This window comes from Rhodopseudomonas infernalis (assembly GCF_022271405.1).
GTDB classification, from domain to species: domain Bacteria; phylum Pseudomonadota; class Alphaproteobacteria; order Rhizobiales; family Xanthobacteraceae; genus Rhodopseudomonas; species Rhodopseudomonas infernalis.
The window spans coordinates 121322-144701 of record NZ_JAJNAL010000012.1; the positions used below are offsets into that span (position 1 = coordinate 121322).

The 23380-nt window shown below is 64.1% G+C and carries 23 protein-coding genes; 6 read left to right on the forward strand and 17 right to left on the reverse strand.

The genetic code is table 11. The features are described from left to right. Positions 1 to 238: 238 nt before the first annotated feature. The 6 genes from LPW26_RS10995 to pufB all read right to left on the reverse strand — a co-directional run bounded on the left by LPW26_RS10995 (position 239) and on the right by pufB (position 4971). Entirely contained in the window at positions 239 to 1777 is a 1539-nt protein-coding gene (locus LPW26_RS10995) for a flavin-containing monooxygenase (protein WP_238735130.1), read from the reverse strand. 228 nt (positions 1778 to 2005) lie between these two features. Then, positions 2006 to 2296, reverse strand: a complete 291-nt coding sequence (locus tag LPW26_RS11000; protein WP_238735132.1) for a hypothetical protein — start codon at positions 2294 to 2296, stop codon at positions 2006 to 2008. A gap of 11 nt (positions 2297 to 2307) precedes the next feature. Beyond that, a complete protein-coding gene (locus tag LPW26_RS11005; RefSeq protein WP_238735134.1) occupies positions 2308 to 2970 on the reverse strand; it encodes a hypothetical protein in 663 nt (220 codons plus the stop codon). Positions 2971 to 2994: 24 nt separating this feature from the next. Next, positions 2995 to 4422 (reverse strand): PucC family protein, encoded by a 1428-nt coding sequence (locus LPW26_RS11010; protein ID WP_238735136.1) that lies wholly within the window; start codon positions 4420 to 4422, stop codon positions 2995 to 2997. A gap of 201 nt (positions 4423 to 4623) precedes the next feature. After that, complete coding sequence (locus tag LPW26_RS11015) at positions 4624 to 4803, reverse strand: light-harvesting protein (RefSeq protein WP_011504171.1); 180 nt, start codon at positions 4801 to 4803, stop codon at positions 4624 to 4626. Positions 4804 to 4815: 12 nt separating this feature from the next. Next, positions 4816 to 4971, reverse strand: coding sequence for a light-harvesting antenna LH1, beta subunit (gene pufB / locus LPW26_RS11020; RefSeq protein WP_011157052.1), 156 nt, complete (start codon positions 4969 to 4971; stop codon positions 4816 to 4818). Between the two features lie 347 nt (positions 4972 to 5318). Here pufB and LPW26_RS11025 point away from each other — a divergent pair, with 347 nt between their 5' ends. The 3 genes from LPW26_RS11025 (at position 5319) to LPW26_RS11035 (ending at position 9654) form a co-directional block, all read left to right on the forward strand. Beyond that, positions 5319 to 7646, forward strand: a complete 2328-nt coding sequence (locus LPW26_RS11025; RefSeq protein WP_238735138.1) for a GAF domain-containing protein — start codon at positions 5319 to 5321, stop codon at positions 7644 to 7646. A 16-nt stretch (positions 7647 to 7662) separates the two neighbouring features. Next, complete coding sequence (locus LPW26_RS11030) at positions 7663 to 8334, forward strand: response regulator transcription factor (RefSeq protein WP_238735140.1); 672 nt, start codon at positions 7663 to 7665, stop codon at positions 8332 to 8334. A 135-nt stretch (positions 8335 to 8469) separates the two neighbouring features. Then, a complete protein-coding gene (locus LPW26_RS11035) occupies positions 8470 to 9654 on the forward strand; it encodes a CaiB/BaiF CoA transferase family protein (RefSeq protein WP_238735143.1) in 1185 nt (394 codons plus the stop codon). Between the two features lies 1 nt (position 9655). Here the strand turns inward: LPW26_RS11035 and LPW26_RS11040 are convergent, their stop codons facing one another. From LPW26_RS11040 to LPW26_RS11090, 11 genes are all read right to left on the reverse strand, one after another. After that, positions 9656 to 9904: a DUF2249 domain-containing protein gene (locus LPW26_RS11040; RefSeq protein WP_238735144.1), complete on the reverse strand. Its 249-nt coding sequence runs from the start codon at positions 9902 to 9904 to the stop codon at positions 9656 to 9658. Between the two features lie 38 nt (positions 9905 to 9942). Beyond that, entirely contained in the window at positions 9943 to 11163 is a 1221-nt protein-coding gene (locus tag LPW26_RS11045) for an NnrS family protein (protein WP_238735145.1), read from the reverse strand. Positions 11164 to 11295: 132 nt separating this feature from the next. Next, positions 11296 to 11988, reverse strand: coding sequence for an NnrU family protein (locus LPW26_RS11050; protein ID WP_238735147.1), 693 nt, complete (start codon positions 11986 to 11988; stop codon positions 11296 to 11298). Between the two features lie 137 nt (positions 11989 to 12125). Continuing rightward, on the reverse strand, positions 12126 to 13778 hold the full coding sequence (gene pgm / locus LPW26_RS11055) for a phosphoglucomutase (alpha-D-glucose-1,6-bisphosphate-dependent) (protein ID WP_238735148.1): 1653 nt from the start codon (positions 13776 to 13778) through the stop codon (positions 12126 to 12128). A 72-nt stretch (positions 13779 to 13850) separates the two neighbouring features. After that, complete coding sequence (locus tag LPW26_RS11060; protein WP_238735149.1) at positions 13851 to 14684, reverse strand: alpha/beta fold hydrolase; 834 nt, start codon at positions 14682 to 14684, stop codon at positions 13851 to 13853. A 143-nt stretch (positions 14685 to 14827) separates the two neighbouring features. Then, positions 14828 to 15202 carry a response regulator gene (locus LPW26_RS11065; protein ID WP_238735150.1) on the reverse strand — a complete coding sequence of 125 codons (375 nt, stop codon included), beginning with the start codon at positions 15200 to 15202 and terminating at the stop codon, positions 14828 to 14830. 125 nt (positions 15203 to 15327) lie between these two features. Continuing rightward, complete coding sequence (locus tag LPW26_RS11070; RefSeq protein ID WP_238735152.1) at positions 15328 to 16164, reverse strand: phosphodiesterase; 837 nt, start codon at positions 16162 to 16164, stop codon at positions 15328 to 15330. 22 nt (positions 16165 to 16186) lie between these two features. Then, positions 16187 to 17248: an ABC transporter ATP-binding protein gene (locus tag LPW26_RS11075; RefSeq protein WP_238735153.1), complete on the reverse strand. Its 1062-nt coding sequence runs from the start codon at positions 17246 to 17248 to the stop codon at positions 16187 to 16189. Then, positions 17245 to 18030, reverse strand: a complete 786-nt coding sequence (locus tag LPW26_RS11080) for an ABC transporter permease (RefSeq protein WP_238735154.1) — start codon at positions 18028 to 18030, stop codon at positions 17245 to 17247. Before LPW26_RS11080 ends, LPW26_RS11075 begins: the two co-directional genes overlap by 4 nt. 3 nt (positions 18031 to 18033) lie before the next feature. After that, positions 18034 to 18849: an ABC transporter permease gene (locus LPW26_RS11085; protein ID WP_238735155.1), complete on the reverse strand. Its 816-nt coding sequence runs from the start codon at positions 18847 to 18849 to the stop codon at positions 18034 to 18036. 169 nt (positions 18850 to 19018) lie between these two features. After that, on the reverse strand, positions 19019 to 20020 hold the full coding sequence (locus LPW26_RS11090; protein WP_238735157.1) for an ABC transporter substrate-binding protein: 1002 nt from the start codon (positions 20018 to 20020) through the stop codon (positions 19019 to 19021). A gap of 309 nt (positions 20021 to 20329) precedes the next feature. Here LPW26_RS11090 and LPW26_RS11095 point away from each other — a divergent pair, with 309 nt between their 5' ends. From LPW26_RS11095 to LPW26_RS11105, 3 genes are all read left to right on the forward strand, one after another. After that, positions 20330 to 20593, forward strand: a complete 264-nt coding sequence (locus tag LPW26_RS11095; RefSeq protein WP_238735159.1) for a hypothetical protein — start codon at positions 20330 to 20332, stop codon at positions 20591 to 20593. A 261-nt stretch (positions 20594 to 20854) separates the two neighbouring features. Then, positions 20855 to 21322 carry a hypothetical protein gene (locus LPW26_RS11100; protein ID WP_238735161.1) on the forward strand — a complete coding sequence of 156 codons (468 nt, stop codon included), beginning with the start codon at positions 20855 to 20857 and terminating at the stop codon, positions 21320 to 21322. Positions 21323 to 21626: 304 nt separating this feature from the next. Then, positions 21627 to 23246 carry an ABC transporter substrate-binding protein gene (locus LPW26_RS11105; RefSeq protein ID WP_238735162.1) on the forward strand — a complete coding sequence of 540 codons (1620 nt, stop codon included), beginning with the start codon at positions 21627 to 21629 and terminating at the stop codon, positions 23244 to 23246. The last annotated feature ends 134 nt before the right edge of the window (positions 23247 to 23380 follow it).

Consider the following 23380-nt stretch of genomic DNA (forward strand, 5'->3'; position numbering starts at 1 on the left):
CCGGCGGCGCAATGTCACAGCCCCGGAACTCGTTGAACATTAAAACTTTTTTGTCGTTCAAGTGCAACCCCGAGGGAGGCAGCTGCCGTGAATCTCGGACGGTGTTTGGTCGTAACCGGCCTTTGTGCCCGGCGTGCGCCTGATGGCGTACGAACTTAGATGACCGCGACAGCCGGCCATCCCGGTCTGGGATTTGCCGGATAACGACGGCGGGGCTCAGGCCATCAACAGGATCGACTCAGCGCGTGTAGACGAACGCCGGATCTTCGAGATCAATCTTCGGCAGTTCGTCTTTTTCGGTCCAATAGTCCTGGCTGTGCTGCCACTCCGGCTTGGCGCCGCGCTTCGGCAGCAAATGCATGCCGCGCATCAGGTATCCCGGATTGAAGTTTTCCGGATCCATCCACGGCTGCAGTTCCATCCCGGCATCTTCCGGACGGAGCGCCGGGACGACGCTGCGGTGGCCGCGCTGTTTCATGTGGGTGAGCAGGCGGCAGACGAAATCGGCGACGAGATCGACGCGCAGCGTCCAGCTGGCGCGAAAATAGCCGAACACCCAGGCCATGTTTGGCACGCCGGTGAACATCATGCCGCGATACGTCACCGTATCGGCGAAGTTCAGCGGCTCACCGTCTATATTGAAGACGATGTCGCCGAGCACGTTGAGATTGAACCCGGTCGCGGTAACGACGATATCGGCCTCGAGCGTCTCGCCCGACTTCAGCTTGATGCCGGCCTCGGTGAAGCGCTCGATTTCGTCGGTCACCACCGAAGCCTTGCCGGAGGCGATGCCTTTGAACAGATCGCCGTCCGGCACGAAGGCGATCCGCTGCCGCCAGGGCCGGTAATTCGGCATGAAATGTGGGTCGAGGTTGTAGTCGGGCCCGAGATGCGCACGCACGCCGGCAAGCAGCTCCTGCTTCACCACCTCGGGCTCGGTCATCGATCGCCGCGTGAACGCCGCCTGGTCGAACAGGATCTTGCGGCGGACGATCTCGTGAATCCACTCCTCGCAAATCCCAAGTTCGCGCAGCGTGTCGGCGATCTCGATCTTGTTGCGGCCGGGAATGAAATAGGTCGGGGATCGCTGCAGCACGGTGACGTGCTCGCAGGTCGGCGCCAGCGACGGCACCAGCGTCGCGGCGGTCGCGCCGGAGCCGATCACCACCACCTTCTTGCCGGCGTAATCAAGATCGTCGGGCCAGGTCTGCGGATGGACGATGCGGCCCTTGAATTCGGCCATGCCATCCCATTCGGGCATGTAGCCCTCGCTGTGGCGATAATAGCCCTGACACATCCACAGGAAGTTCGCGGTGACGCGGACCTGCTCACCGGTGTCGACGCGCTCGGCAACGATGGTCCAGCATTGCTCCGCGCTCGACCAGCTCGCCGATTGGATGCGATGGCCGTAGTGGATGTGGCGGGCGAGATCGTTATCTTCGATCACTTCGCCGAGATACTCGCGAATCTCGGCCGCGGACGCGATCGGCTTGCCGGTCCATGGTTTGAAGCGATACCCAAAGGTATAGAGATCGCTGTCGGAGCGGATTCCGGGATAGCGATGCGTCAGCCAGGTGCCGCCGAAACCGTCCTGTGCTTCGAGCACGGCGAAGCTGGTGCCGGCGCATTGCTGGGTCAGATGATAAGCGCCGCCGATACCGGAGATGCCGGCGCCGACGATCAGCACGTCGACATGGTCGGGCACTTTGTCAGGAAAGGTCGCGGTGTGAGCAGAGGTCCCGACGCGCGGAGCGGCGGCTTCGGCAGACTGGGTCATGTTTCCTCGACTTTTTTTGTCGTTGCAGCCAGCTTGCCGCCTGGGCCGCGCTTTGCCCAGCATTTTCTTGGCCAGCGCATAATTCAAACGGGGCGCGACCGAACCGTGACCGCCACGAATTTTTCGCCGCGTGAAACGCCCACCTGCGATCCTCGTGAGGCCTGACATGCAAAACGCCGCGGGCATTGCTGCCCGCGGCGCCTTGAGGCCTATCGACCGACGGCTGGCTCAGATGTTGAGCAGCAGCGGATAGCCGGAGAAGCTCTTGTACTCGCCTTCCTGCTTCAGCAGCAGCGGCGTGCCGGAGAACGACTGATACTCGCCCTCCTGCTTCAGGATCAGCGGCGTACCGGAATAGCTCTGGTACTCGCCCTTCTGCTCGAGGATCAGCGGCGTGCCGGAGAAGCTCTTGTATTCGCCTTCCTGCTTCAGCAGCAGCGGCGTGCCGGAATAGCCTTGGTACTCGCCCTTCTGCTCGAGAATCAGCGGAGTACCGGAGTTTCCTTTATATTCGCTCATGATCAATTCCTTTACTTAGAGAGTACTGGCAGGCCCAGCCAGGAGGAGAAGATGGACGGATTGTTGATCAGCAGCGGTTCGCCCGAATAGGATTTGTACGGACCGCTGCTGTCCAGCAACAGGGGAGTCCCGGAAAAGGACTTGTAGGGGCCGCTGCTGTCGAGCAGCAACGGCGTTCCGGAGAACGACTGATATGGGCCCTTGCTGCTGATGACGAGCGGCGTACCCGAGAAGGTCTTGTCGCTGTCGACGAGCAGCCAGTCGCCGGAATAGGATTTGTACTTGCCCGAGGTGTCGAGCAGCGTGTCCAGATGCAGCATGTTCGAGAACGGCGTCGCCTCGCTCTGCCCGGCGGCGGCGGACGACGATGTCTCCACGCTGATCTTGTTGGGGCCGTAGCTGTCGAGGATCTTGGTCGCCTTGGCGGCGAAGCCGAATTCGGCCTTCACGGCGACCACGACGGCGCCCTTCTTGACGTAGTCGGCATAGGTCCATGCATCGCTGCGCGCCACATAGGCCTTGGCGAGCGCGGCGACGATGTCGTCGACCGAACTCGATTTACCCGCCTGATAGCCGGTGACGACGGAATACTGATAGTTGGCGTTCTTCAGGTCGGCTTCCAGCGCGGCGAGCTTGCTGCTGGAATCGTACAACCGGGTGACGATCTGGGTCATGGTAACGATTACTCCGTTTCGGTCTCAGGGCTGCGTGAGCTGGCCCTGCATCAGTAAGGTGTCCCGTCGCCTGATCAGCGGAACCATTGTGACGAGCGTCGCCAACAGCAGCAGCAGTTCGAGGCCGTAGACGAAATTGTAGCCGGCGGCGGGGCCGAGCTGCGGGGCGAGCGCGGTGACGACGTCGCGGAGGATGCCGCCGAGCGCGATCGCGACGCCGGCCGCGGAGGCCTGTACCGCGCCCCAGGCGCCGAGCGCGAGCCCGGCCTGATCCTTCGGCGCGGCGTTCATGGTCGCCGTCAGCGTGCCGTGGCCGAACAGACCGGCGCCGAAACCGATCAGCAACGTGCCGCAGCCGAACATCAGGGCCGACGCGGCGCCTTGCAGTTCGGCCGCGAAGATCACCAGCAGGAAGGCCGGAATGCCCACCAGCGCGCCGGCGCTTGCCATCCGGAACGGATCGGCGCCGCGGCTCAGCACCCGCGAGGCGAGGCCGAAGCCGAACAGACCGCCGACCGCAAGCGCCGCCGTGAGCTTGGTGGTGTCGCCGACCGACAGATGCAGGATCTGGCCGCCATAGGGCTCGAGCAGCACGTCTTCCATGCTGAACGCCATGGTGCCGAAGCCGACCGCAATCAGCCGGCGGGTCGCGTCCTTGCCGGCGATGAAGGCATCCCACGATTCACGAAAGCCGGCCGCAGGTGCGCCGGGATGCGCGGTCGCGACCTCGCCGCCGGTGCGGCGGCGCGCTTCCATCTTCCAGGACGCGATGCCGTTGAGCACGATGGTGACCACCGCGGAGCCCTGGATCACCTGGATGAGGCGCCCGGGCGAGAAGTCGGCGAGCAGCATGCCGAAGATGATCGCGCTCGCGATCATGCCGAACATCAGCATGGTGTACATCAGGCCGACGACCTTCGGCCTGGACTCGACAGATGCGAGGTCGGTGGCGAGCGCGAGGCCGACGGTCTGCGTCGTGTGCACGCCGGCGCCGATCAGCAGGAACGCCAGCGCGGCGCCGGCCTGACCGATCCACACCGGGGCGTGCCCCGCCTCGCCGCCGCCGGACAATACCAGCAGCGCGAACGGCAGAATCGCCAGACCGCCGAACTGCACCAGCGTGCCCTTGTAGAGAAAGGGGACGCGGCGCCAGCCCAGCACGGATTTGTGGACGTCGGATTTGAAGCCGATCAGCGCGCGGAACGGCGCAAAGATCAAAGGCAGCGAAACCATGATGCCGACGATCGACGCCGGCACGCTCAGTTCGACGATCATCACGCGGTTAAGGGTGCCGACCAGCAGCACCAGCGACATACCGACCGCGACTTGAAATAGCGATAGGCGCAGCAAACGGGATAAAGGCAGATCCGGCGTCGCCGCATCCGCGAAAGGCAGAAAGCGAGGACCAAGCGAGGCCCAGACCTTCATCATCTTTTGGCTGACTGTGTTCATCGTCCAGCAAATCCAGCTTGCAAGAGGCCGGCGACGTTGGTCAGCGTGACCAGATGGGCGGCGCCCCGAACGAACAGCACCACTTTGCGGCCGGAGATGAACTGCGACAGATCAAACTGTCACGACGCCACTCCGGCTACAAAGCAAGCGACCGGGACCCTTGGATCCCGGTCCAGCCAAGCAGCTTCAAAGAAGCTGCAATCAGCCGATGGTGACCGAGCTCTCGATCGCCGCAGTCTTACCGTTCCAATACTTCGGGAACCAGGTGGTGTGCGACAGCACGGCGTAGTGAACGAGAATGGCGATCACGGTGACGCTGCCCAGCAGGAGCGGCAGGCCAACGGTGGGCTTAACCACAGTCCAAATGCGACCTTGATTCATCTTCGATACTCCTTAGTGCAGCCAGGGCGAGTAAACGTACGCCAGGAAGTGCGCAACGATCGCGATCGCGCCGAAAATGCGCGTACCGTCGATGACGTGCTTGTGGAGCTCTTCCGATTCCGCGATCGTCAGGCCAGTCGGCCAGACCTTGTTCGGATCGTCTGCCATAGTAAAAACCTCCTAAGAGACTTTCGATCATTCGTGCTGAACCTGCACGTAGGTAGTTTCGCTGCTACGCCGAACAGAGTTCGTGTGGTGTCAGCAACTTTTCAGGTCTGCCCCGTCACCTGCCTGCACCGTCAACTCGCGTTGGGGCGAAGGACCGATTACGGGGCTCGTCCAAGCCCGGAGGACCGCCGGGCTCATCGCCCCTATCGATCACATCCGAGTGATTGTAAGATGGTCATGACACACAATTTTGTCAATTTGACATGACACTCGGGATCGTCCGTGTCATACCGGACATCCTCAAACCGGTCCGCCACCTTCCGGACACGGAAAGTTGAGAGAATGTGATGAACTCGGGACTTGACATTTCGACCGAGTTAAATTTCGCAGTTTTTGCGCCGCCCGGCCAGGCCGGATGCGACCGCGAGGCGATACATCTGCCCGGTTCGATTCAGCCTCACGGCGCGCTGTTGGCGCTATCGCCGGACGATCTGCGCATCGTCCATGCCGGCGGCGACACGACGCAGTTGTTCGGCACACCCGCGGCATCACTTCCCGGCAGGCGCGCAACCGATTTGTTGACGCCGGAGCAGATCGCTGCGCTGCGAGCCTTGCTGGTCCGCGACCGCCGGATCGAACGGCCGCTGCACGCCTTCGCGCTCACGACGCCCGGCGAGATGCCGATCGACGTCGTCGTGCATCAGGCCTCGGGTCTTCTGGTGCTGGAGTTCGATCCGCGGCGCGAGGCTGCGCCGGAGAACTCGCTGGCGCTGGTGCAATCGATGATCCGGCACGTGCAGCGCGCGGATCATGTGCAGGCGTTCTGCCACGCGGTCGTCGACGAAGTCCGCGCCGTCACCGGTTTCGACCGGGTGATGATCTATCGTTTTCTGCCGGACGGCAGCGGCGAGGTGAAAGCAGAGGCGCGAGCACCGGGCGTCGAGAGCTTTCTCGGCCTGCACTATCCCGAATCCGACATCCCCAGGCAGGCCCGCGCGCTGTATCTCACCAACTGGATCCGCGCGATCCCCGACGCCCGCTACGCGCCGGCGCCGATCGTGCCCGCGGTCGATCCGCGGACAGGCCTGCCGCTCGACCTCAGCCAGAGCGTGATCCGCAGCGTTTCGCCGGCGCACCGGCTGTATCTCGCCCATATGGGCGTGGTCGCCTCGATGTCGCTGTCGCTGATCCAGCACGGGAAGTTATGGGGCCTGATCGCCTGCCATCACGAAGCGCCGCGCTATCTGCCCTACCGGATGCGTGAGGCGTGTGAACTGTTCGCCGAGATGGCATCGTCGCAGCTCGAAGCCAAGGTGGCTGCCGAACAACTCGACGCACGGCTGCGCAGTACGCGGATCCACGAAGAACTGGTGACGCGGATGAGTCAGGAGTCGGACCTCGCCGAAGGCCTGATCCGGTTTCATCCCAATCTGCTCGATTTCATCCCGGCGACCGGGGTCGCGTTGTGGATCGACGGCCAGTTCACCGGCCTCGGGATCACGCCGGACGCAGCGCAGACCGAGGCGTTGATCAACTGGCTGCGGGCCACCGCGCAGGACGGCGTGTATCACACCGACGCCCTGCCCTCGGAGTATCCGCCCGCAAAGGCTTTCGCCGATTGCTCCAGCGGGCTGATGGCGTTGTCGCTGTCGAAATCGCCGCGCGACTACGTGATGTGGTTTCGGCCGGAGGTCGTCCGCACCGTCACCTGGGCCGGCAATCCGAACAAGCCGGTCGGCGTCGGTCCCCGCGGCGAGTTCCTGACGCCGCGGCGGAGCTTCGCGGCCTGGCAGGAATCTGTTCGGCTGCATGCCGAGCCCTGGCTCGCGTCCGAGATCGAGGCCGCGCATCGGCTGCGGCTGTCGTTGTTGGAAGTGGTGCTGCGCCGAATCAACGGCATCGCCCGCGAACGCAAATCGGCGCGACTGCTCCAAGAACAATTGATGCGGCAGGTCGAGTTCGGCTTGCGCCGCTCGCAGGACGTGACGCAGACCCTGCAGGAAGAAACCCGCCGCCGGGTCTCCGTCGAAGCCGACCTGTCGCAGGTGTTGCGACGGACCGTTGAAGATCAGGAGGCCGAACGGTTGAGAATCGCGCGGGAGTTGCACGACACGCTCGGCCAATCGTTGACGCTGTTGCAGCTCGGCTTCGAAAATCTCGGCCAGGTCGCCCCCGACAACGGCGAACTCCTCAGCCGGATCGCCGGGATGAAGACGCTGACCACCGAGATGGGCCGACAGGTCAATCGTCTCGCCTGGGAAATCCGCCCAACCGCGCTCGACGATCTCGGCATCCAGACCGCGATCCAGAACCTCCTCGACGCCTGGAGCGAGAAGGCGCAGGTGCGCTTCGACCTTCACATGACGCTCGGGGACCGAAGGCTGCCCGCCACGATCGAGACGACGCTCTATCGCGTCCTGCAGGAAGCGCTGACCAACATCGTCCGGCATGCCGCTGCGACCCATGTCGGCGTCATCCTGCGGCTCACCGACCAGCAGGTCACGATGGTGGTCGAGGACGACGGCCGCGGTTTCGTCAATCCGGACGTCGATCGTCCCCCGGAGCGGCTCGGCCTGCTCGGCATCCGCGAGCGGCTGACGCTGGTCCGCGGCTCACTCGAAATCGAATCGGCGCCCGGCAAGGGCACCGCATTGTACGCACGTATTCCGTTGTAAGCAGGGAAGCACATTCATGGACCAGCAGGCCCCTCCCCGATTGCGCGTTTTCCTCGCCGACGATCACCCGGTCGTGCTCAGCGGCATGAAAGCTCTGGTTGCCGGCGACCCGGCCATCGAGGTCGTCGGCGAAGCCAATGACGGACCGAACGCGCTGCGCCGCGCGATCGAGCTGAAGCCGGACGTCGCGGTGCTCGATCTGTCGATGCCCGGGCTCAACGGCATCGAGGTGGCGCGGAAGTTTCTCGCTGCCTGCCCGGAATGCCGGGTGCTAGTTTTGACCGTGCACGAGGATGGCGCTTACTTGCGCCAGCTGCTCGATCTCGGCGTCTCCGGCTACGTCCTGAAGCGCTCGGCCACCGACGAGCTGATCCGCGGCATTCACGCTGTCGGCACCGGCGGCATCTATCTCGATCCCGCGATCGCCGGCCGTGCGATCGGCCGCACCGCCCCGCACGTGCAGAACGGCGAAGAGCACAGCGTCGTGGCCGAACTCTCCACCCGCGAGATCGAAGTGCTGCGGCTCGCCGCGGTCGGCCACAGCAACAAGACCATCGCGGCCAAGCTGCAGATTGGCGCCAAGAGCGTCGAAACCTACAAGGCGCGCGGCATGGCCAAGCTCGGCTTCCACAACCGCGTCGAAGTCGTGCGTTTCGCGCTCAGCATGGGCTGGCTGTCGGACCCATAGGTCCTGGCGCCCAGCGCTCTCCCCCGCGCGCTTGGCGTTTGCCCGCGTCCGCGCGAGCCGCTAGCCTCCCGGCTCGACCCAACGTCTTGCGTGCGGCACCGTCGCGAACGACGAGACGACAGCAGGAGGAATCGAATGACTGCCGATCAGCGGACCGGAACGCCGCGCGCCAATGCCTTTGCCGGTCTGCGCGTGCTCGACTTCTCCACCACGATCGCCGGCCCGCACTGCACCCGGATGCTCGCCGACATGGGCGCCGAGGTGATCAAGATCGAATCGGCCGAGGGCGAAACGATGCGGAACCGTCCGCCGCTGCGGGACGGCTACAGCACCGCCTTCGGCCAGCTTAATGTCGGCAAGAAGAGCGTCGTGCTCGACCTGAAATGCCCCAAGGGCCTCGCGGCGGTGCAGCGGCTGGTGGCAGGCGCCGACGTGCTGGTGGAGAATTTCCGTCCTGGCGTGATGCGGCGGCTGAAGCTGGACTACGCGTCGCTGCGCGGCTTCAACCCGAAGCTGATCTATTGCTCGATCTCGGGCTACGGCCAGACCGGGCCGTCGGCCGAACTGCCCGCTTATGCGCCGGCGATCCATGCGGCGTCGGGCTACGATCTGGCGCATCTCGCTTATCAGCCCAATCGTCATCAGCCGGATTATTGCGGCATCTATCTGGCCGACGTCGTCTCCGGCGTCTACGCTTACGGCGCGATCGCGTCTGCGCTGTACCAGCGCGTGTCCACCGGCGAAGGCCAGCACATCGACGTGTCGATGCTGGAGTCGATGCTGAGCCTGACGCTGAACGAATTGCAAAGCGCGCAGTTTCCGGTGAAGCGGCAGACGCGCCCGCAATTCGGGCCGGTGGAGACTGCCGATGGCTATGTGATGATCGCGATCGCCAGCGAGAAATCGTTTCGCAGCTTCATGCAGGCCGGCGGCCATCCCGAACTGATCACCGATCCGCGCTTCGCCGACTATCATCACCGCCGCGAGCACTGGGCCGAGCTGATGGACATCATGGAAAAGTGGTCGCGGACGCTGACGTCGCAGCAGTGCCTCGCAGCGCTCGACCAGCACGGCGTCCCCTGTTCGGCCTACCGCACGGTGGCCGAGGCGATGGACGATCCGCAGACCGCGCATCGCAAGGCCTTCGCCGAAGTCGAGGACGGCGGCGGCACGTTCAAGGTGCTGAACCAACCCTTCCGCATGTCGCAGGGCGATCCCGCACCGACTCCCACCGTCGCCACGCTCGGCCAACATACCCGCGCCGTGCTCGCTGAGGCTGGCTACTCGGATGAAGAGCTGGCCAGGCTCGGCGTGGCGTAAGCTACGCCGCGCGGCGCAGTTGCACACGCCACAGCTCCGGGCCTTGTTCCAGATAGGTCCACTGGCAATCGTCGCCATGCACCGCTTCGAAGAAGTACTTCAGCGGCTGCGGGTCGTGATCGACCACGATCTGCATGCCCTGGCCCGGCTGCAGATTGTCGAACAGCCGCGGGATGATCTCGTGGCGCTGCTGGTGCGGAATCTGGCGGACGTCGAGAACGCGTTCGGCGGCGGTCGCGGCTTCGGTCATGGCAGATCATCCTTTACGGGTTGGAGGAGACATCGAACTCAGTGCAGCTTGCCGCGGGCGAGCAGCGTCGGGCCGTAGCTCAGCGCGAAGCCGAGGAAGGCGACCGACCAGCCGAGCGCCGCGACATGCAGCAGCGGATCGCTCCAGGCCGGCGCCAACGCCGCGCCGATCCGCGCCGCCGCTGCAACCAGCGCGGCGAGATAGACCGCCTGGGTCGCCCATGAGGCTTGCAGCTTCTGCCCGGTGTGGCCGAGAGACGCGCGGGTCATCACCGCCAGCGTCATGACACCCGCTCCGCCGACCATCCAGGCGTGGATGCCGGCGCTGGCAGGGGCCATTCCGAACGCCGCGCAGGCGCCGAGCAGAAAGCCGAGCGGCACGAACAAGTAACCGACATGCAGCACCAGCAGCAGCCGGTCGCGCAGCGTGCGATCGCCGGCCCACCGCGCCAGCCGCACGAGGTGCAGCACGCCGGCCATCGCCAACACCGAGCCGGTCAGCGCGCCAAAGGGCAGGACCACCCACAGCAGCAGCGTCGCGGCGCTGAAGGCGAGGATCACCATGTCGACCTTGTTGAAGGGCTGCGGCAGACGGCCGGGATTTTCGCGCACCAGCCAGTTGCGGGTGAAGCTCGGCGTGATCCGGCCGCCGATCAGCGCAATCAACATGATCACAACCGCGATTCCGGCGCGGATGCCGTAATCGGCGGCGCCGTTGACATGCGCCTCGAGATGAAACGCGACGTTGCCGATCAGCAGCAGCGACAGCAGCGCGACGACATTGATGTTGCGCCAATTGCGGCCGGCGAGAATTTCTCGCGCGGCGGCGAGCACGACCGCGAGCAGGAAGCTCGCATCCACCAGCATCGCGACCAGCCAGCCGGTGTCGGCCGAGAAGGTCACGCAGATGCGCCCGGCGAACCAGATCAGCACCAAGCCCAGCAGCGACCTGCCCTGCAGCGGCAGGCGGCCGGTCCAGTTCGGGATCGCAGTGAGCAGGAAGCCGGTGATCACCGCCGGCAGATAGCCGTACAGCATCTCATGGACGTGCCAGTCGCGCGGCGCAAACGCGGTCTGCAGCGTCAGCTCGCCGTGGTACACGGGCAGCCACAGCAGCACGGCAACCGCGGCGAACAGCGCCCCGAGCATGAAGAACGGCCGGAAGCCGGCCGATAACACGGTCCAGCCGGCGTGCGACCGATAACGCGGCACCGGCTTACGCTTCGGCGCGGCGGGAGTTTCGGCTGTCGTGCTGCTCATGGGGTTCACCGGATGGACGCCGGCGAGGCTCCGCCGGCCTCTCCTGTCTAAGCCGGGCTCCCGCAGCCTGGTTGTGCCAGCACAAACTCGCGAACGATTGGCGGGTGGCGCACGCGGTCGTCATGGCGGAACTTACGGCAGTGGCGACACGCCGATGACGTAAGGATGCAGCAGCAGGAGCGTCAGCCAGGCGGCGAGGCCGATGCCGAACCGCAGCAGGCTGATCCGTCGAAGGTCCGGCCGGAAACGGCCCTTGATCAGCGCCACGAATGGCCAGAACGAGGTGCGGGCGGCGAGTCGCGTCCAGGTTTCCGCGCCGAGCTGCCGGCGCTTGCGGCGATCGATGATCGCCATGCCGGCGAGCGCGATCAGCGCAAAGAAGCCGAACAGCACGACATGGGCCAGGTCCCCGTTCGGCACCGCATGCGCGGCGGCCCACAGCCCGATCGCCCACAGTAGCGGATGCCGCACGAGGCCGACGATGCCGGGATGATCGGGATCGAAATGCTTGCGCAGATCGCCGCCGAACGACAGCGGATTGGCGGCCCCGACGCCGAAGGCGGCGAGTTGGCAGGCCAGTGGCAACGCGAGATTCGGCGCCCACATCTGCAAGCGCTCGAACGCCCACAGCTCGACGAACGGTGCGCGTCCCGCCGCTATGATCAACCAGGTCAGGACGATCAGCGACTGGGTGCTGTAGGCGGCCAGAAATATGCCCTCGCCCAGCGCGCCGACCAGCTTCGCCCGCACCACCGGCCGCGCCGGCAGCGCGTGGCTGAGCAGGAAGACCGCGAAGGCAGCGATGAATTCAGTCCAGCCGGTCACTCGACTCCCCACGGATTGACTTCGCGCTCGTCATTGCGAGGAGCGACGCGACGAAGCAATCCAGCACACTGCACGGCGCTGGATTGCTTCGCGGAGCCTGTCATCGGGCGGCGTTCGGGTTCCGACGTTGTCGCGCGTCAACCTGCGGCGAACATCTTGCTGAGGGCGGCCTGGGCTTCTTCTTGAATTCGTCGAAGATGGTCAGCGTTGACAAAGCTTTCGGCGTAAATCTTGTAGACGTCCTCGGTGCCCGACGGGCGCGCGGCGAACCAGCCGTTCGCGGTCGTCACCTTGACGCCGCCGATCGACTGATTGTTGCCCGGCGCCTTGGTCAGCGTTGCGGTGACCGGCTCGCCAGCGAGCTGCTTCATGCCGAGTTTTTCTGCGGTCAGCGTCTTGAAGAGCGCCTTCTGGGCAGCGTTGGCCGATGCGTCGATGCGTGCGTAGAACGGCGCGCCGAGTTCGGCGGTCAGGCGCTGATAGATCTCGCCCGGATCGGCCTTGCTGACGGCCGTGATCTCGGCCGCGAGCAGGCCGAGGATGAGCCCGTCCTTGTCGGTGGTCCACACCGTGCCGTCGCGGCGCAGGAACGAGGCGCCGGCGCTCTCCTCGCCGGCAAAGCCGAAGCTGCCGCCGATCAGGCCGTCGACGAACCATTTGAAGCCGACCGGGGTCTCGACCACTCGCCGGCCGATCTTCGCGGCAACGCGGTCAATCATCGCGCTCGACACCGCGGTCTTGCCGATCGCCGCATCGGCGCCCCACTCCGGCCGGTGCGCGAACAGATAGGAGATCGCGACCGACAGATAGTGATTGGGGTTCATCAGCCCGCTGGAGCGGGTGACGATACCGTGGCGGTCGGCGTCGGTGTCGTTGGCGAAGGCGACATCGAAATCGTCGCGCATCCCGATCAGCCTTGCCATCGCGTAAGGCGACGAACAGTCCATTCGGACCTTGCCGTCCCAATCCACCGTCATGAAGCGGAAGGTCGGATCGACCGCCTTGCTGACGATGGTCGCGTCGATCTTGTAGCGCTCGATGATCGGCTGCCAGTAATGCACCGCCGCGCCGCCGAGCGGGTCGATGCCGATCTTCACGCCGGAGCCGCGGATCGCCTCCATGTCGACGACGTTGGCAAGGTCCTCGACATAGGGCGTGACGTAGTCGTGGCGGTGCACGTTCTCGGCCTTGAGGGCGCGCGCATAGGGCATGCGCTTGACGCCCTTCAGCCCATTGGCGAGCAGCGCGTTCGCCGCCTTCTCGACCACCGAGGTGATATCGGTGTCGGCCGGCCCGCCGTTCGGCGGATTGTACTTGAAGCCGCCGTCTTCCGGCGGATTGTGCGAAGGGGTCACCACCACGCCATCGGCGAGGCCGCTGCTGCGGCCGCGGTTGTAGGTCAGGATGGCGTGCGAAATCACCGGGGTCGGCGTATAGCCGCCGCGCTCGTCGATCATGACCTCGACGCCATTGGCGGCGAACACTTCCAGCGCGCTCGCCAGCGCCGGCTCGGCCAGCGCGTGGGTGTCGATGCCGATGAAGAGCGGGCCGGTGATGCCAGCGCCGCGGCGATGGTCGCAGACCGCCTGACTGACCGCGACGATGTGATCCTCGTTGAAGGCGTTATTGAAGGCAGAGCCGCGGTGCCCGGAGGTGCCGAAGGCGACACGCTCGCCAGGGACGCTCGGGTCCGGCTTTCCGGCAAAATAAGCGGTCACCAGCCGGGGCACGTTGACCAGCTTGTCGGGATCGACGGGCTTGCCCGCCAGCGGACTGACTTCCGCAGCCATTGCACACTCCATCACGCGAACCAAACCGATCCCTCGCCCGCCGCGACTCGGCCGTCAAGGGCCAGCGGCCACCTAAGGCCCCATCGCGCGCGGGTCGTTGTGCAGGATCCTCGGGTCGATCGGACTGACGTTGCTGTTGGTCGGCTCGGACAGAAACTGATCGAGCGTCGACTGGATCCGCGACTTGACGCTTTCCGGCCCGCGATCGCTCAACTCGTTGTGCTGTGCGCCAGTGTCGACGATCTCGATGCCGGCCTGCTTGGCGATCTTGGAATCGGGCAGCACACCGGGATCGGTTTTGAAATGCGGATCCTCCGATCGGAAGGACAGGATTTTCGCGGCCCCCGACGTGACGAACGGCACACGGAGATTGTCGAGCGTCACGACACGGCGGACCAGCTCCGGATGCTGCTGGGCAAAGAACATCGAAATGTCGCCGCCGTTGGAATGCCCCAGCAGCGTCAAGTGATCGTAATCGGCGTAGGGGATCCGCTTCTTCAGTTGGTTGATCGTGAAGATGATATTTTTCTCGCCGCGCTCATAGACCTTCAGACGGCCGACGTAGAGCGAGCCCTGGGTGGTCATCAGCGGCGCATCCGTTGGCAGATCGTGCTGGATACTGGCGACCAGATAGCCGCGCGCCGCCAGCACGTTGGCCAGGAACGAGTATTCGGTGTTTTTGACCGTATTACCGTGACTGACGATCGCGACCGGCAGCATCGTCATGCCGGCTTCCGCCTTCATCTCGGTGTCGCGACGGACTGCCAGGTCGACGGCGATCGGGCGCTGCCGAGCTTCGTCATAGAAGCTGATATTCTCGTGCCGGATCGCCCAGTGGCTGAACGAGAAGTACGCCACGGCCGCCACGGCGCTCAGTCCCAGAAACACGGTTAACGGTCGCTTCATCGAGAATCCCTGCGGCGCGTATCCCAATACTCCATTTGGGATTTCACTCTAGCGCGGAAAGATGATCGATTAGAATGAGATAGATTAAATTTTCGAAACCAGATAATCGCTGCAGTGCAGCATCTCGCCCTGCTTTTGCGACGCTATGAGGTCATTTCCAGCAGCAGCCGTGTCACCTGATGGGTCGTGTAAGGCTTCGGCAGAAATCGCCCGCCCTCGGGAAGGTCCTTTTCGGACACCCGCACCCGCCCGGAGGTCGCAATGATCTGGATCGGCGGCCACCGCCCCCGCACGGCGCGTGCGAGTTTCAAACCATCCATCGAGCCGGGAATCTGAATGTCGGTGAAGACCACGCTGATGTCGTCGCGTGCTTCCAGGATCTCGATGGCTTCGTCGGCGGTGCTTGCCTCGATCACCGCGAATCCCGCTTGATGCACGATATCGACGGCATTCATCCTCAGCAGTGCTTCGTCCTCGACCACCAGCACGACCGGCTTACGACCAACCACATTCGGCATCCTTGACCTCATTCAGAGATCAATCAAAGGTCCGGTGCGACTTTCGTTCCGGGAACTTGTTCGCTTTCGGAGTGATCTCCACGAGTGTTTGGACATAGTAATCAGCAGAGGACCCCGCTGAGAACTCACAGCAGCCTGCCGTCGGGTCCGAAGAATCGATGCGGGCCGTCGAAGGTGCCGATCGGCACCTGATGAGTGACGAGATCGCCAGAGCTGCCGCTGGCGAACCAAACATGCAGATGCAGCGCCGGCGGCTCGACCCGGAACGACGGCGGAAGCGCTTCGCCAAGATCGAGCGCCACAGCGTGGTTCGGTGCCGGGCAGATCGTTGCCGGCACCCCCGCGAACTGCGAGAGCGTCGCGCGGTGGACGTGGCCCGCTGCGATCAGCCTCACCCACGGATAACGCTCGACGATCGTGGCGAACTCGGCGGCGTTCCAGAGATTCTGCCGATCCATGTGCCAGATGCCGGTGCGAAACGGCGGATGATGCAGGAACAGAAGCGCCGGCCGCTGATCGGAGCAGGACAGGATTGCATCGAGCCATTGCAGCGTCGCCGCGTCGAGTTCACCATACGGCTGCCCCGGCACGCTGGAATCTAGTAGCACGACGTCGAGATCACCAACGGGCTGCAACTGATTGAGCGGCCCCTCCGCCGGAAACAACGGCTGGGCGAAGCAGCTACGCATCAGTTCCCGCGAATCTTGGTTGCCCGGGATCGCGACGATCGGGATCTCGAGCGGCACCAGCAGTCGCGACAGATGCGCGTATTCTTCCTCGCTTGGCGTATCCGCCAAATCGCCGGAGATCACCACGAGGTCGGGCCGCGGCGCAAGCGCGTTCAGCGTTGCCACGCAACGCTCCAGGGCTTTGGCGGTATCGACCTTGCCGTAAGCGAGACTGCCGGGCGCCTTGATATGCAGATCGGAAATCTGTGCAATCAGGATTGGCTTGTGAGTCATCATCTTTCCCTGTCAGTCCTGGTCACATCGCATCCGGCAGCAGCCGGATAGCTTCCGGCGGAACCGTGAGCCCGATCGTGTCGCCGGTGCGGAGCTCGATGCTGTTCGGCACTTCGATCGCCAACGGCTTGCCGGCCGCGCCGGAAACCACCACACGCTGCCGGTCGCCGATGAAGCTGACGCTGTCGACCTGACCGGTAAGTTTCGCTCGATCCGGCGCCACGACGCTGATAATTTCCGGCCTGATCATCGCCACCGCCCGCGATCGCGATTCTGTGCCCGCCACTTCGAGACTGCCACCAGGCAGGCGCAAGCAGCCCGCCGCGATCTCGGCTTCGAGGATATTGGCCGCGCCGACGAACTCCGCTACGAAGCGGCTGACCGGCCGGAAGTAGATCTCGCGCGGCGCGCCGATCTGGGCGATCTCGCCCTTGCTCATCACCACGATCCGGTCGCCGAGTGCCATCGCCTCCGCCTGATCGTGCGTGACGTAAATGGTCGTGATCCCGAGCGAGCGCAGCAGCCGATCGAGCTCGCCGCGCAGCCGATCGCGCAACGCCGCGTCGAGCGCGGTCAGCGGCTCGTCGAGGAGCAGAACCGCAGGCCGGATCGCGACCGCACGGGCGAGCGCGACGCGCTGGCGCTGGCCGCCGGACAGCTGGTCTATTCGGCGATCTTCCAACCCGGCGATGTTGGTCAGCGCCACCAGCTCCGCAACGCGGACGTCCCGCTCCCGCTTCGCCACGCCGCGGATCTTCAGGCCATAGCCGATGTTCTCGGCGACACTCATATTGGGAAACAGCGCGTAAGACTGAAACACCATGCCGACATTGCGCTTCTCGATCGGGACGGATGTCACATCGGCGCCGTCGAACAACACACGGCCGCCGCGGTCCGGCTGTTCGAGCCCGGCAATGATCCGCAGCATCGTTGTCTTGCCGCAGCCGGACGGACCGAGCAGCACCAGGGTCTCGCCGCGCGCGATATCGAGCGTCGCGGGCTGTAGCGCCCGTGTGCCGTCGGCAAAGCTCTTGCCGCAGGACTCGATCCGCACGGAGACGCCGTGTCCGGTATCCGTCGTCATGATTTCAGCTCCCGCTCGGCCAATAGCTGCATCGCCACCAACAGTGGGACGATCATGATGAAGAAGATCAACGTGTAGGCGGAGGCGACCTCGAGCCGCAACGATGCGTAGCTGTCGGCCAGGCCGACCGGCAGCGTCTTGGTCAGTGGCGTATGCAGCATCCAGGTGAGATTGAACTCGCCGAGCGACAGCGTCACCACCATCAGCGCGCCCGCCAGAATGCCCGGCATCGCGTTCGGCACGATCACCTCGACGAAGCGCCGCAGCGGCGACGCGCCGAGCGACGCCGCGCCTTCATCGAGCGTGCGGATGTCGATGGTGGCGAACACTGCCATCACCGAGCGCACCATGAACGGCATGGTGAACACGACGTGACCGGCGAGAATGAACAGCCAGGAACGGCGGAAGGCACCGAAGCCGCCATAGGTCAGCAGCAGCGCCAAAGCGATCGCCAAGCCCGGGATCGCCAGCGGCAGCGTGATCACTTCCTCAATGAGCCGCGACAGCCGGCCGCCGCGAACATGTAGCGCATACGCCGCCGGAACGCCCACGACCAGCGTCACCGCGAGCGTTGCGATCGCTATCACGAAGGACAGTCCGATGGTGTCGGCATAGAGCTCCCAGACCTGCACGACCCATTGCAGCGTCAGCCCCGACGAGATGCCGCGGAAGTAGTTCACGGTGACCCCGGCGGAAATCGACAGCAACGTCGGCACGACCAGGAATGCCGCGACCAGCAGCGTGAACAGCAATTGCGCCGTGAAGATCAGGCGGTCGCGCATCGACTAACCGGTTGCCGCGACGGTGCCGCCGCTGAGCGAGCGGGCCAGAGCCAGCATCGCCCAGGAGATCAGGCCGAGCCCGACCGACAGCGAAGCGGCGGTGGCGAAGTTCGCCGCCAGGGTGAACTCGGTGTAGATCAGCATCGGCAGCACGTCGATATTGGTGGCCAGCGTGAAAGCCGTGCCGAACGCGCCCATCGCGGTGGCAAAGGCGATCGCGCCGGAGGCGACAAAGGCCGGCACCAGCGCCGGCAGCACGACGTCGCGCTGTACCGCCCAGGGGCTGGCGCCAAGCGATCGTGCCGCCTCCTCGAGGCCGCGATCGAGCTTCTGCACCGCAGCCATGATGGTAAGGATGACGCGCGGGATCGAGAAATACAAATAGCCGAGAAACAGGCCCCAGATCGAATAGGCGAACACCACCTTGTTGCCGGTCACAAGCCGCGTCAGATCGCCGATGACGCCCTGCCGCCCGGCGAGCAGGATGATCAGGAAGCCGATCACCACGCCTGGAAACGCCAGCGGGAAGGTGAGCATCGCCACCAGTACGGCACGACCGGGAAAGCGATGCCGCTGCAGGAAGATCGCCGAGATCGTGGCGATCACCAGCGTCGTCAGCGTGGTTGCGGCGGCGAGCAACACGGTATTAATCAGCGTTGCGCGGTAGCGCGGCTCCAGCACGATCGCCAAATAGCCGGCCATGCCGTGCGGCCCTTCGGCGCCGACGAGCACAAGCCGCGCCATCGGCAACACGAAGAACGCAGCCGTCAGCACCAGAAGCGGGAACAGGCAGGCCAGTGAGAATGAACGTTTCGACATGACATCGTGAGCGAGCTTCGATGCAGCGCGATGACTTCTGCGGACCTCAATCATTCGTCATGGCCGGGCTCGCCACAGCCACCCAAGTCTGTCTTGAACGTGTTCGTCGCGACATCGGCGGCAGGGCGCAAATGTGCGCGACGAGTTAGGGCATGACGGATCGTTCGCGTCATCGCACTTCGGCGAGATAGCGATCGGTGAACGCCTTCTGGCCCGCTTCCATCTTGGCCCAATCGACGCTCCTGGCGCGCGCGTATTCGCTGTCCGGCAGGAACTTCGCCTTGACCTCAACCGGCAATTCGATCGGCCGTGCCGGACGGAGGTAGGCATTGGTCCAGATCGCCTGGCCCTTGTCGGACAACAGATAGTCCATCACCTTCCTGGCCTTGTCGGCGTTCGGCGCATCCTTCACCAGCGAGACCACATAGGGAAACACCACCGCCCCCTCACACGGAATCACGAAGGCGAAATTGCCCTTCTCGGTGTATTTGGCCCGATAGGCATTAAAGTCGTAGTCGAACAGGATCGGAATCTCACCCGATACGACACGCGCGTAGGAGGTCTGCTTCGGCACGATCGCGTCGTTGCCGTGCAGAGCCTTGAAGAAGCTGATCGCCGGCGAAAAGTCGGTGTCGCTGCCGCCGAGCGCAAGGTTGACGGCGACGGCGCCCACATAGCCGACTGCGGCGGACGGCGGATCGAGATAGCCGACCATGCCCTTGTAGTCGGGCTTCAGCAGATCCTTCCAGCATGCCGGAACCGCCTTACCGCCGAGCGCATCGACATTGACGAACAGTCCGAGCGTGCCGGAGTGGATCGCCGTCCAATCGCCGTCCGGATCCTTCAGGCCGGTCGGCACGTCGTTCCAGTGCTGCGGCTTGTAGGATTGCGTAACCCCGTGACTTTTGGCCTTGATGCCGAAATTGACGCCGAAATAGCCGATATCGGCGATCGGGTTGCTCTTTTCGGCGAGCAACTGGGACAGCGCCTGGCCGGAATTCTTGTTGTCGAACGGGATGTCGTAGCCGAGGTCCGTCTTGATCGACTTGAGCATCGAGGCCCAGTCGGCCCATTGCGGCGGGCAATTGTAGCAGATCACATCCGCCGCCTTGGCGGGCGCGACAACCGCGACCAGCGACAGCAACGCCGCGGCGAAACCAGCAAACCTCATATTCATCCCCCGATGAGCAGGTGCGCGAAGTCCGATCTTCACAACGCTGGCTTCACCTATCGGCGGTAGATGACAGGTTTGCGACGCCCCCCCATGCCTCTCGCCACCGGACGTGTGAGATAAGTTCACGCCACATAGGAACTTCCCTTGGCGCACGTAATTGGTTCCGGACCCTGAAGGTTCGCGCGACGGTGCGGCGATGAGTCGCCGGCCGCAGAGGCAGTTTGGCCTCTCGGCTTCTTGCCGCGACGAGGCGCAGTTCTCGGTCGCAGATGCCGGACCGATCAGCCAAAGCGAGGGAAACTATTGATGCCGATGTCAGCAAAGACCAATGCCTGCCGGCCGTGGGACGATGAGCAGGTCGAGCGGCTCAAGGAACTGATCGCCAGCGGCGCATCAGCGGTGCGCGCAGCTGCTGCCTTGAAGCGGGCGCGCTCTTCCGTCCAGGTGAAGGCCCGCAAGCTCGGGATGCCGTTCATGGCGAGTCGCGACGTCAAGCGGCTGCGCGACGCCAAGATCGCCGCCGCCGAGAGCACCCCGCTACGGGCCCATGCGGAGTTCGCCGAACACTAAGTGCTGTTCGTACATACAGCCAGCGCGCTGATGAGACTGGGATCACCGATGATGCTGACTGCGGCAGGCAGTCTCGCTGTCACCTAATTACTACCTAAATACCACCTTCTAATACCTCTAGCCGAAGTGCTAGTTCACGCCATCGATTAGCAGTCAAGATTTTTGCGGCGAATTCACAGAATTCGGACATACTTGCGGTGACTCATGTCGCCTCACGAATCATTGGAAAGGCACCTGCAAAGCGGGTGAAAGGGTATCCCGATGCAGTATTGGATCATTGCATTTACCGCCGCACTTGTCGTCGTCATTGGCTACGCGGCCGGCCCTGTCGGCGCCGCCATTTCGCTGCTCGCCTTCGCGGGCTCGTTGTATTTGATGTGGGCGCGCAAACTGGGCTTCGCCGGCGCCTGGACGCGGTTCGGGCTCGATCGCTTCACGGCGCCGTTCTGGAAGAGCGAGAACTGGGACCGATTCAACGCGCTGTTCGCCGACAGCGAGAGTGTCGTGAAAGCCGGCACGATCGCCGTGGCTCTGATCGCCCTATCGCTGATTCTGCCGGCGGGCCAAGTCGGCCTGGTCGCAGCAGCGGTCGCTGCGTGGTACGCTTTCGAAGTCTATCGCAGCCAGCGGCCGGTGGGCCGGTCGACGGTTGCGATCGAGTCCAAGCCCGTCCCCGACCAGGTGATCTACAGCGCTGCCCCTCACAGCGAACCCGCCAAGATGAACTGACGCCTCTTCCTCCAAAGACCTTCAAGCGGCGGCGGCCTCACCCGCCGCCGCTTTGCGTTCGGGAAACCCGCAGGCCCGTATCAAAAGTTCTTGCGATCGAGACTTCTGCACAATTATTAGGCAAATAAACTCGCATTGTATGCAATGCACGTACTGCGACTGGATCGCTCAACCGCTCGCTGCTCAATCATATCCGATAATAAATTCAAACTGTTAGCAACACTTCGCGGCCCATTTCAAAATTTGGCACGAAGCTTGCGAACTCTGTCTCCGAGACCAGCCCTCTTGCCTCGGAGCGTATTCCATGAAGCGTCGTGACTTCCTCAAATCCGCCACCGCCCTCGCAGCTGGCGCCATGGTGCCCGCCCCGGCGATCTGGTCGGCGGCCAAAGCCGACGCCCGCTCGGAGTCGCTGCTGGTTGTCTCGGAGAGTGGACCCAACAACCTCGACATCCACGGCGTCGGCACCAACGTGCCGGGCTACGAGGTGTCGTGGAATTGCTACGACCGCCTCATCACTCACGAGATGAAGGAAGGCCCCGGCGGCGTCCCATATTACGACAAGGACAAGTTCAAGGGCGAACTCGCCGACGACATGACGATCGGCGACATGTCGGCAACCTTCAAGCTGAAGAAAAACGCCACCTTCCAGGACGGCACGCCAGTGACCGCCAAAGACGTGAAGTGGTCGCTGGATCGCTCGGTCAGCGTCGGCGGCTTCCCGACCTTCCAGATGAGCGCCGGTTCGCTGACCAAGCCCGAGCAGTTCGTGATCGTCGACGACCACACCGTGCGGGTCGATTTCCTCAAGAAGGACAGGCTGACGATCCCGGATCTCGCGGTGATCGTGCCCTGCGTCGTCAACTCCGAACTGGTGAAGAAGAACGCCAGCGAGAAGGACCCCTGGGGCCTCGAGTACACCAAGCAGAACACCGCCGGCTCCGGCGCCTATCGGGTGGTCAAGTGGACCGCCGGCACCGAAGTGATCATGGAGCGCAACGACAAATGGGTCGGCGGACCGCTGCCGAAAATCAAGCGTGTGATCTGGCGCATGGTGCCGCAGGCCGGCAACCGGCGGGCACTCTTGGAGCGCGGCGACGCCGACATCTCCTATGAGCTGCCGAACCAGGACTTCGCCGAGATGAAGCGCGACGGCAAGATCAACGTCGTGTCGCTGCCGATCAGCAACGGCATCCAGTATCTCGGCATGAACGTCACCCAGCCGCCGTTCAACAATCCGAAGGTGCGTGAGGCGGTGGCCTATGCGGTGCCGTATCAGAAGATCATCGACGCGGTGATGTTCGGCCTCGCCAACCCGATGTTCGGCGCCGCCGCCGACAAGCCGACCGAGGTGAAGTGGCCCCAGCCGACCAAGTACAACACCGACATGGCGAAGGCCAAGGCGCTGATGGCGGAGGCCGGCTACGCGGGCGGCTTCGACACCACGCTGTCGTTCGACCTGGGCTTTGCCGGCGTCAACGAGCCGATGTGCATCCTGATCCAGGAGAGTCTGGCGCAGATCGGCATCCGCTGCACCATCAACAAGATCCCCGGCGCCAACTGGCGCACCGAACTGAACAAGAAGGTGATGCCGCTCTACGTCAACATCTTCTCGGGCTGGCTCGATTATCCGGAGTACTTCTTCTACTGGTGCTACCACTCCGGCAAGTCGATCTTCAACACCATGGGCTACGACTCGCCCGAGATGGACAAGCTGATCGACAGCAGCCGCATCGCCGCCGCGGCGGGCGACACCGCGACCTACGACCGCGACGTCAAGGGCTTCGTCGACCTCGCCTTCACCGACATCCCGCGCGTCCCGCTGTATCAGCCCTATCTCAACGTCGCGATGCAGAAGAACATCAGCGGCTTCGCCTACTGGTTCCACCGCCGTCTCGATTATCGGACGATGGTGAAGGGGTGATGTTCTTCCCCCTCTCCCGCTTGCGGGAGAGGGCCGGGGTGAGGGCGACGCGGCCTGAGTGCCTGAGGAGGGGGGCCCCCCCCCCCCCCCCCCCCCCCGGGGGGGGGGGGGGGGGGGGGGGGGGGGGGGGGGGG

What these genes read in the sequence shown, in the direction of transcription:
- LPW26_RS11070 (WP_238735152.1), bottom strand. Translation starts at nt 16,164, where the DNA reads ATGACTCACAAGCCAATCCTGATTGCACAGATTTCCGATCTGCATATC.
- LPW26_RS11060 (WP_238735149.1), bottom strand. Translation starts at nt 14,684, where the DNA reads ATGAAGCGACCGTTAACCGTGTTTCTGGGACTGAGCGCCGTGGCGGCC.
- LPW26_RS11100 (WP_238735161.1), top strand. Translation starts at nt 20,855, where the DNA reads ATGCAGTATTGGATCATTGCATTTACCGCCGCACTTGTCGTCGTCATT.
- LPW26_RS11085 (WP_238735155.1), bottom strand. Translation starts at nt 18,849, where the DNA reads ATGTCGAAACGTTCATTCTCACTGGCCTGCCTGTTCCCGCTTCTGGTG.
- LPW26_RS11090 (WP_238735157.1), bottom strand. Translation starts at nt 20,020, where the DNA reads ATGAGGTTTGCTGGTTTCGCCGCGGCGTTGCTGTCGCTGGTCGCGGTT.
- LPW26_RS11015 (WP_011504171.1), bottom strand. Translation starts at nt 4,803, where the DNA reads ATGAATCAAGGTCGCATTTGGACTGTGGTTAAGCCCACCGTTGGCCTG.
- LPW26_RS11005 (WP_238735134.1), bottom strand. Translation starts at nt 2,970, where the DNA reads ATGACCCAGATCGTCACCCGGTTGTACGATTCCAGCAGCAAGCTCGCC.
- LPW26_RS11105 (WP_238735162.1), top strand. Translation starts at nt 21,627, where the DNA reads ATGAAGCGTCGTGACTTCCTCAAATCCGCCACCGCCCTCGCAGCTGGC.
- LPW26_RS11030 (WP_238735140.1), top strand. Translation starts at nt 7,663, where the DNA reads ATGGACCAGCAGGCCCCTCCCCGATTGCGCGTTTTCCTCGCCGACGAT.
- LPW26_RS11040 (WP_238735144.1), bottom strand. Translation starts at nt 9,904, where the DNA reads ATGACCGAAGCCGCGACCGCCGCCGAACGCGTTCTCGACGTCCGCCAG.
- pufB (WP_011157052.1), bottom strand. Translation starts at nt 4,971, where the DNA reads ATGGCAGACGATCCGAACAAGGTCTGGCCGACTGGCCTGACGATCGCG.
- LPW26_RS11080 (WP_238735154.1), bottom strand. Translation starts at nt 18,030, where the DNA reads ATGCGCGACCGCCTGATCTTCACGGCGCAATTGCTGTTCACGCTGCTG.
- LPW26_RS11035 (WP_238735143.1), top strand. Translation starts at nt 8,470, where the DNA reads ATGACTGCCGATCAGCGGACCGGAACGCCGCGCGCCAATGCCTTTGCC.
- LPW26_RS11010 (WP_238735136.1), bottom strand. Translation starts at nt 4,422, where the DNA reads ATGAACACAGTCAGCCAAAAGATGATGAAGGTCTGGGCCTCGCTTGGT.
- LPW26_RS11065 (WP_238735150.1), bottom strand. Translation starts at nt 15,202, where the DNA reads ATGCCGAATGTGGTTGGTCGTAAGCCGGTCGTGCTGGTGGTCGAGGAC.
- LPW26_RS11045 (WP_238735145.1), bottom strand. Translation starts at nt 11,163, where the DNA reads ATGAGCAGCACGACAGCCGAAACTCCCGCCGCGCCGAAGCGTAAGCCG.
- LPW26_RS11075 (WP_238735153.1), bottom strand. Translation starts at nt 17,248, where the DNA reads ATGACGACGGATACCGGACACGGCGTCTCCGTGCGGATCGAGTCCTGC.
- pgm (WP_238735148.1), bottom strand. Translation starts at nt 13,778, where the DNA reads ATGGCTGCGGAAGTCAGTCCGCTGGCGGGCAAGCCCGTCGATCCCGAC.
- LPW26_RS11000 (WP_238735132.1), bottom strand. Translation starts at nt 2,296, where the DNA reads ATGAGCGAATATAAAGGAAACTCCGGTACTCCGCTGATTCTCGAGCAG.
- LPW26_RS11025 (WP_238735138.1), top strand. Translation starts at nt 5,319, where the DNA reads ATGAACTCGGGACTTGACATTTCGACCGAGTTAAATTTCGCAGTTTTT.
- LPW26_RS11095 (WP_238735159.1), top strand. Translation starts at nt 20,330, where the DNA reads ATGCCGATGTCAGCAAAGACCAATGCCTGCCGGCCGTGGGACGATGAG.
- LPW26_RS10995 (WP_238735130.1), bottom strand. Translation starts at nt 1,777, where the DNA reads ATGACCCAGTCTGCCGAAGCCGCCGCTCCGCGCGTCGGGACCTCTGCT.